Here is a 7324-nt window from a genome sequence, read left to right as displayed (position 1 = left end):
GGGATGTTGTCGTCGTCGCCGGACGACGGCGAGATTCCGCCCCCCGGCGACGACGACAACATCCCCTTCTGAGCCGAGCGGCGCGCTGAAATCCGATGTCTCCTGCCCTCCGTAGAAGGAGGGCAGGGCCCTGCCAGCAAGTCATCCGTTGACATCGGGTGCTCAATGGCAGACACCCCGGGTGTCGCCCCTGTTGCACTCGGCGTGAAGGTCACTTCGCGTGTGGTTCATTCCACGCGGAATGCTTCACTCCTGAAGCGTCCTCTATCTCACGGATTTCCCAGGCCCCCGGGCCCCTTTCCACTCCCGGTATGCTTCACTGGTGATGCGGATTCAGGAGGGAAGACCGTCTTTCCAGGGGTTTAGCGACTGGCCTGAAACGTGCTGTGGAATCAGCCCTGCCCGGGAGTACCTCCCGACTGCAAGGCAGTGTGACCACGAGGCCTCGAGAAATGACCGAACGGGTTTGTGTGGTGGGAGCGGGGGCTTTTGTTCCAGCGCGGACCATCAGCAACGAGCGCATTGCTCGAGCCATCCCCGGCTGGTCCGCGGAGCGTATCGAGGAGAAGATCGGCATCCGCGAGCGTCGGTTCCTGTGGGACTTCGACGACGAGACGGGCCGGGCGATTCCCCCTCCGGACGATGTGGTGGGCCGCTTCTACCCGGCGACGAACACGGACATGTGCGAGGTGTCGCTGCGCCAGGCCCTGTCGCGGGGCGGGGTGGACGCGAAGGAACTGGACGCGCTGTTCGTGGTGACGTGCACGCCGGACGCGCCGCACTTCAACCACGACGCCATGGCGCTGCACGAGCGGCTGGGGATGCGCGAGGACGCGTTCGCGCTGGTGGTGGACGACGGCTGTGGCGGCACGCCGTACGTGTTGGACCTGGCGCGCAAGATGATGGAGGGCGGCCGCTTCCGCACGGTGGCGGTGGTGGCCTCGGCGTTCACGTCGCCGCTGCTCAACCGCGAGGTCTACACGGACGAACTGCCGCCCACGCTGGGCCGGCCCAAGGCGCTCAACGCCTACCTGTCCATGTATGTCTTCGGGGACGGCGCCGGCGCGGTGGTGCTGCGCTCGCAGCCCGGTGAAGAAGACGGCCCGGGCATCCTCTCCTCCTTCTCCGGCAATGCGTACGCGGAGCTCGTGTCGCGCCGGGGCGGCGGCATGCTGAAGCTGCCCTATCAGCCAGGGCGGACGCGGCCGTCGGACCTGGCCTTCGTGGTGGATGGCTTCAAGGTCGCGCGCAGCTATCCGGAGTACATGCAGAAGTGCCTGGACGCGGTGACCACGCCGGCCCTGCGCGAGCAGGTGAAGCGCTACTACTTCCACCAGCCGAACAAGCGCGTGATGGACTCGTTCGTGAGCCGGGCGGGCCTGCCGAAGGAAGCCGTGGCCTGCAACGTGGATCGCATTGGCAATACATCCGCGGCCGGGATGCTGATCCTCTTGTCCGAGGACCTGGAGGCGGGTCGCGTAGCACTCGGGAGTGGAGAGCTGGTGGTGGTGGCGGCGGTCGGCGCCAACGTTCATTATGGCGCCCAACTCGTGCGCCTCTAGCGCGCGCGGGCATTCATCTCCTCCCCCCCGGAGATTCCCCCCTCTATGAGTGAACAACGCAAGGATGCGGTAGGCCTGGATGCGGCACGGGCCCTGGACCTGGAGAAACGTCTCGCCCTGACGACCCCCGACGACACGGCCCGAGGCATGTTCTTCAACGGAGCGCTGAACGCGGTGCGCATCCTGGGCGGTGACGCGGCGGTGGAGCGGTGTCTGGCTTCGGTGCCGGAGAAGAAGTTCGTGGACTTCTTCAACTACCCCGTCTCGGGCTTCCTGAAGCTGGCCTTCACGGGCGCGCAGTTGATGGGGCCGCAGCTCGGCGGCTTCGACGCGATGTTGCGCAAGATGGGCACGCAGGCGACGACGGACTTCCTGTCGTCGGCGGCGGGCAAGACGCTGCTGCTGCTCGCGGGAGACAGCCCGAAGCGCCTGGTGACGAACCTGCCCACGGGCTACCGCGCGGCGGTGAGCTACGGCGAGCGAAGCGTGGAGTGGACGGGAGAGCGCTCCGGCAAGCTCCTGATGAAGCGCGACTTCATGCCCCCGCCGTACCACGAGGGCGTGCTTCAAGCGGTCATCGAGGCGCTGGGCGCCCGGGGCGTGCAGGTGCACGGCAAGCAGACCGGACCGGTGGACACCGAGTACACGGTGTCCTGGCAGTAGCCGCCGCACGCGGTCTCCAGCAGACGGGGAGGGCCACATGGCGCAGGAGCAGGCAGGGACCGCGGTGCGACTGCAGTCAGGCAACGAGTGGGTGTATGCCTTCCGCTCGCAGGAGGACGCCGCGTCACCCCCGGATCCGGCGGTGTGCGCGGCGGCGCCGTTCGAGCCCACGGTGAAGTTGGGGGCCGGCCTGTACGTGCCCGTCCACCGGGTGGTGGAGGGCCGGTCCGTGGCGGACGGCTACGAGCAGGTGGGCACGGCGACGGCCTGCTTCCGGCTGACGGACCGGACGTTCGCCCCGGGCACGCGGGTGCCCTTCTACGCGCGCTTCCTGCTGCCGGTGGGCGCCTTCACGGCGTCGGGTGAGTGCACACTGGTGAGCAACGACCAGCCCCAGGCGGGCGTGGTGCTCGCGGGCGGCGCGCTCAAGCTGGTGGAGGTGCCCCCGGGCTTCGTGGGCGGGGTGCTGTCGAACCTGAGTGTGTTCAACCCGCTCAAGCTGCCCGGCTTCGCCACGGGCTCCTACTACACGCTCTACACCTTCCGGAGTGAAGGCCTCGCCCGCCCCTGAATCGCGCCTCCGGAGCGGACAAAGCATGTCGGGGTTGCCTGGGAGGATACGTCCCTGGGGAGGCCGCGAGGCCCGGGCATCCGAAGCCGTCACGAGGGGGACGTATGGAAGGCAGGTGGAAGCAACTCTACGAATCGCTCGGCTACCGTCCGCCGGCGAGCGCGCAGCCCGCGCCATCCGAGGCTGTGCCAGCAGTGCCCGACACGGACCTGCCCGTCCTGGGTCCCGAGGAGCTGGAGGCCCTCCGGGCCGCCTTCCTGAAGGAGCCGGAGGACGTGCTGCGCTGGACGGAGACCGGGCTGGGCGCAAGGGTGACGGTGGGTGCGTTCGTGGAGGTGCTGCAAGAGCTCGAGCTGCTCTTCACGGACCCGGGCCAGCTGCAGGAGCGCCTCGACGCCACGGAACGCCACGCGCGGAGGGGCACGGGAGGGTTGCCCGCTGACTTCACGTTCCCGTTGATGACGGAGGAGATTCCCATCGACCCCACCCGCACGCGCTTCGAGCCGCGGTCGGACCTGCGAGGGTGGCTGCTCTTCAGCGGGCCGCTCTGGCTGGAGCAGGGCGCGGCGTCGAGGCAGGCCCCGTTCCGCTGGCACTTCGGGTCGAAGAGCCGCTTTCTCTATCCACTCCGCGAGCCGGCCCCGGGGCAGCCGGTGGAGGTGGCGCTCTTCGGGGACTTCGGCACGGGCGAGTACGCCTCGAAGTACCTCGCCCGCCAGCTCGTGATGCGGGGCGAGCGCCTGGACTGCGCGGTGCATCTGGGAGGCGTCTTCTACGCGGGCCGGCAGGGCGAATTCGACGCGCACGTGGCGGAGCCCCTGGAGCCGCTGCTCGCGACGACGACGCTGCTGACCCTGAACGCGGCGCCGGAGATGCGCTCGGGTGCGGGAGCCTACCTGCGCTACCTGGACGAGCGGCGGGGCGCGGGCCGCCGCCACCCCCAGGAGGGCAGCTACTTCTGCCTCGCCGCGGAGCGCTTCCAGCTCATCGGCCTGGACACCGCCTGGTTCGAAGCCGGCCGTCACAAGGAGCCCGCACTGCTCCAATGGCTGGAGCAGCGGCTGTCGGAGGGGCGCAGGAGGGGCGCGATGAACATCCTCCTGAGCCACGCGGCCCCCTACGGATCGGACCCGCGGCACCTGTCCCCCCTCGTCTCGGAGGACCTGAAATCACTCGTCCTGGAGCGCGAGTGGGTGGACCTGTGGTGCTGGGCCGGAGCCCAGGGCGGGGCGCTCTACGACCGGGCCCCCGGGCTGCCCTTCCTGGGGGCCAGCCTGGGCCACGGGGGCTTCCCCTACGAGCGGAAGGACGCCCCCGAGCACCCGGTGGCACCGGTCCGCTTCTTCGAATCCCGGCCGCGCTTCCCCGAATGGACGGGCGTGCGCCAGGACCGGGGCAATCACGGTCACGCGACGTTGTGGCTGCACGCCGACGGCACGGCGGCGCTGCGCTACACGGACTGGATGGGCGAAGTGCGCTGCGAGGCCACCCTGGCGCGCCAGGGCCCCCGAGGACCGGTGATGCTGAAGCAGCTCGACGTGGGCGGGTGACTCAATCCCCCTGGATGCCGCGCTCGCGCATGTACTTGCGCAGGCCCGCGGCGCCCTGGGCGCGCACCTTGTTGTGCAGGAGCGGCGTCCATCCGAGCGCGAACCCCACGGGCCCCAGCGCCTGCCGCGACCACGTCCAGAAGGGGAAGTGGTCGGTGTGCCGGATGATTTTCCCGTCGGCGAACTCGAACTTCGCGTCGATGCGGTTGAGGACCTTCCGGCCCGTCTGGCTGAACGTGTAGCGCGCGTCCCAGTGGGCGCGGCCGGTGCGGTCATCGGCCTGGACGTCGCTGAAGGTGAGCTCCAGGTCCTTGCCGCGCTCCAGCAGCATGCGCCACATGGAGGTGGCGCCCGCGTAGCGCAGGCCCTGGAAGACCGCGTCGTTGAACTCCACGTTCGGGTGGTAGCAGGCGGCCATGCCGTCCGCGTCGCGCCGTTGGAAGGCCGAATAGAAGTCGGTGATGAGCTGGGAGTGCGGGTGCATGGCCGGGGTGTAGCAGACCGGCCCGCCTTCGCGCTCGGTGCGGCCCGTCAGACCGCCGGTGCGCGGGAAGTGCTGAGCAATGGGGCGGTGCATGGCAAGATGCGGGCGCATGGCTCGCGACATCGTCATCTGGCCCCACAAGGTTCTCACCACGTCCACCCAGCCCGTGACCGACTTCGGTCCGGCGCTCGAAAAGCTCCTCGAGGAGATGGCGGAGGCCATGGCGGAAGCCAAGGGCATCGGCATCGCGGCCAACCAGGTCGGCGAGCCCCTCCGGGTCGCCATCGTCGGGAGGGAGGACGGCACCTCGTTCGAGATCGTGAACCCGCGGATTCTGTCGAAGCAAGGGGACACGACGCTGGAGGAGGGCTGCCTGTCCGTGCCGGACGTGTGGGAGAAGTGCCCCCGCGTCGAGCGCGTGAAGGTCCGCTTCCAGGACAAGAAGGGCGAGTGGCACGAGCTGGAAGCCGAAGGCCGGCTCGCGCACGTCCTCCAGCACGAGATTGACCACCTGGACGGCCACGTCTTCGTGGACCACCTCTCCAGCCTCAAGCGCGGCCTCATCCTGGAGCGCATGCGCAAGCTGCAGAAGTCCATGGCCCGCCGGAAGGAAGAAGCCCCGGCCTCAAGCCGGGACGCCAAGGGCTCGAAGCGCTCCTAGCCGGACGCGAAAGGCGGCGGACCCAGGGGGCGCGCTACGCTCGACCGCATGGAATCGAGCGCCGTGCCCCGCCAGGTCCAGACCTTCCGCGAGGAGTACCGGGCCCAGGCCATTGGCCCGGGCTATCGGGGCTGGGCCCACTTCGCCTTCACCAGCCTCGTCTGCCTGGGAGGCATCGCCCTGGCGCTGGGAAGGGTGGAAGCGGTCCGGACCTGGGAGCTGCTGGGAGTCCCCTGCGTGGTGGCGCTCGCGAACGGGGTTGAATTCCTCGGCCACCGCGGCCCCATGCACCACCCCAGAAGAGGACTGCGCCTCCTCTTCGAGCGCCACACCGTGCAGCACCACCGGTTCTTCACCCACGAAGCAATGGCCTACGAGTCCAGCCGGGACTTCAAGATGGTGCTCTTCCCGCCCGTGCTGCTCCTCTTCTTCCTGGGAGCGGTCGCCACCCCGCTGGCGGCCCTCTGCTTCCTCCTGGTGTCCGCCAACGCCGGCTGGCTCTTCATGGCCACCGCCCTCGGCTACTACCTCGCGTACGAGTGGGTGCACTTCAGCACGCACCTGCCGAGAGACCACTGGAGCGCCAGGCTGCCCGTCGTGAGGTTCCTGAGGAGGCACCATCAGGTGCACCACGACCCGAGTCGTATGGGCCGCTACAACTTCAACATCACCTTTCCCCTCGCGGACACGCTCTGGGGCACACGGTGGAAGCAGAAGCGCGAGCAGCAGCGCCGCCCCGCTGGATGAGGGGCAGGCAGTGCGCCTGGGAGAGGGGGCGTGGAGAGAAGAAACGATGTCCCCGGGGTTCTCTCGAAGGAACTCGGTGCGCATATCCTCAGCGCCTCCGACGGAATGATCAGGCCGGATCAATCAGGGTTTGACGTCTCCGAATCGAAGCGTTAGAGACTGTCTCCCCGCGCAACGGACCGGTGCCCCAGGGCTTCGGAGCGCTGCACGGGGAAGGAAGAAAAGGGTCGACGAAGGTTGTTGACCCCGAACGCGGCGCAGAGATAGAAGCCGCGCCCCGCCCAAACGGATCCGACGGAAGAGAGTCGGACGAGTGAGCGGGCAGCAGTAAGGGTCGACACTAAAAATGTTGATCAGCAGAAGGGCGGTGGTAGAAGCCGCCTCCCTCGACGAAGCGGGCAGCAAACGCGGACGTCGGAAGCAGCAAAGAGCCAAGCCGAAAGGGTTGACTCTGAAGTGCGCGGTGGTAGAAGCCGCGCCCCCGACGAAAGCGAGCAGTCAGCGCGAACGTCGGAAGCAGCAAAGAGCCGAACCGAAAGGGTTGACTCTGAAGTGCGCGGTGGTAGAAGCCGCGCCCCTCACCCGGAAGCCCGCGCACTGGCGCGGAAGGTACTTCTGGGAGAGGTGTAGCGCCGACAAGAAAATAGGGCAGTCAACAAGCGAGTTGACAGCAAACGCGGCGAAGAGATAGAAGCCGCGCCCCACCGAAAAAAAGTCCGGAAGGCAACAGGCGGACGAGAAGCGGTGAGGAAAGCTGAAAACGAGCGGTTGACAGGGAAGGCGGCGAAGAAGTAAAAGCCGCTCCCCTTCGAAAGAAACGGCGGAAGTCACTGGACGGCGCCGAAGAAATCGAAGAAGCCCGCAGGACGCAAAAGCGAAGTTGACAGCAGATGCGGACTGAAATAGAAGCTGCAACCCCGCCGGTTGAAAAGAAGCCGGCAAGCAGCGAGAAGCAACGCTAGCAAAAGTCGCGAAGCAGGACAAGCGGCTCGGTCTTTGAAAACCAAATAGCAAGCCCAAGTAGATATGGATTGCGGAAACCCGCAGTCAATTTTTTGAGGGCGCTTTCACCCAAACTGCAGCGCT

General features: G+C 67.6%; 7 protein-coding genes. 6 read left to right on the top strand and 1 reads right to left on the bottom strand.

Annotated features, from left to right (window positions below; genetic code table 11):
- Positions 1-452: 452 nt before the first annotated feature.
- The 4 genes from D7V97_RS37180 (at position 453) to D7V97_RS37165 (ending at position 4346) form a co-directional block, all read left to right on the top strand.
- The gene (locus tag D7V97_RS37180) at positions 453-1562 is read left to right on the top strand and encodes a 3-oxoacyl-ACP synthase III family protein (RefSeq protein WP_120615353.1); all 1110 of its coding nucleotides are present in this window, start codon (positions 453-455) and stop codon (positions 1560-1562) included.
- 45 nt (positions 1563-1607) lie between these two features.
- Positions 1608-2225, top strand: a complete 618-nt coding sequence (locus D7V97_RS37175; RefSeq protein ID WP_120615352.1) for a DUF2378 family protein — start codon at positions 1608-1610, stop codon at positions 2223-2225.
- Positions 2226-2289: 64 nt separating this feature from the next.
- Positions 2290-2796: a hypothetical protein gene (locus D7V97_RS37170; protein WP_233583470.1), complete on the top strand. Its 507-nt coding sequence runs from the start codon at positions 2290-2292 to the stop codon at positions 2794-2796.
- A 104-nt stretch (positions 2797-2900) separates the two neighbouring features.
- Positions 2901-4346: a hypothetical protein gene (locus D7V97_RS37165; protein ID WP_120615350.1), complete on the top strand. Its 1446-nt coding sequence runs from the start codon at positions 2901-2903 to the stop codon at positions 4344-4346.
- Position 4347: 1 nt separating this feature from the next.
- Here D7V97_RS37165 and D7V97_RS37160 read toward each other — a convergent pair whose 3' ends face one another.
- Complete coding sequence (locus tag D7V97_RS37160) at positions 4348-4941, bottom strand: nuclear transport factor 2 family protein (protein ID WP_233583469.1); 594 nt, start codon at positions 4939-4941, stop codon at positions 4348-4350.
- Between D7V97_RS37160 and def the strand changes: the two genes are divergently transcribed.
- Entirely contained in the window at positions 4940-5491 is a 552-nt protein-coding gene (def, locus tag D7V97_RS37155; RefSeq protein ID WP_120615349.1) for a peptide deformylase, read from the top strand. The two genes, D7V97_RS37160 and def, sit on opposite strands and share 2 nt — an antisense overlap.
- A gap of 63 nt (positions 5492-5554) precedes the next feature.
- Positions 5555-6238 carry a sterol desaturase family protein gene (locus D7V97_RS37150; RefSeq protein WP_368668992.1) on the top strand — a complete coding sequence of 228 codons (684 nt, stop codon included), beginning with the start codon at positions 5555-5557 and terminating at the stop codon, positions 6236-6238.
- Positions 6239-7324 lie beyond the last annotated feature (1086 nt).

The organism is Corallococcus sp. CA053C (genome assembly GCF_003611675.1).
Taxonomy (GTDB): domain Bacteria; phylum Myxococcota; class Myxococcia; order Myxococcales; family Myxococcaceae; genus Corallococcus.
The sequence above is the reverse complement of the archived record's forward strand: the minus strand, read 5'-3'. Positions and strand labels throughout refer to the sequence as shown.

What these genes read in the sequence shown, in the direction of transcription:
- D7V97_RS37180 (WP_120615353.1), top strand. Translation starts at nt 453, where the DNA reads ATGACCGAACGGGTTTGTGTGGTGGGAGCGGGGGCTTTTGTTCCAGCG.
- D7V97_RS37175 (WP_120615352.1), top strand. Translation starts at nt 1,608, where the DNA reads ATGAGTGAACAACGCAAGGATGCGGTAGGCCTGGATGCGGCACGGGCC.
- D7V97_RS37165 (WP_120615350.1), top strand. Translation starts at nt 2,901, where the DNA reads ATGGAAGGCAGGTGGAAGCAACTCTACGAATCGCTCGGCTACCGTCCG.
- def (WP_120615349.1), top strand. Translation starts at nt 4,940, where the DNA reads ATGGCTCGCGACATCGTCATCTGGCCCCACAAGGTTCTCACCACGTCC.
- D7V97_RS37160 (WP_233583469.1), bottom strand. Translation starts at nt 4,941, where the DNA reads ATGCGCCCGCATCTTGCCATGCACCGCCCCATTGCTCAGCACTTCCCG.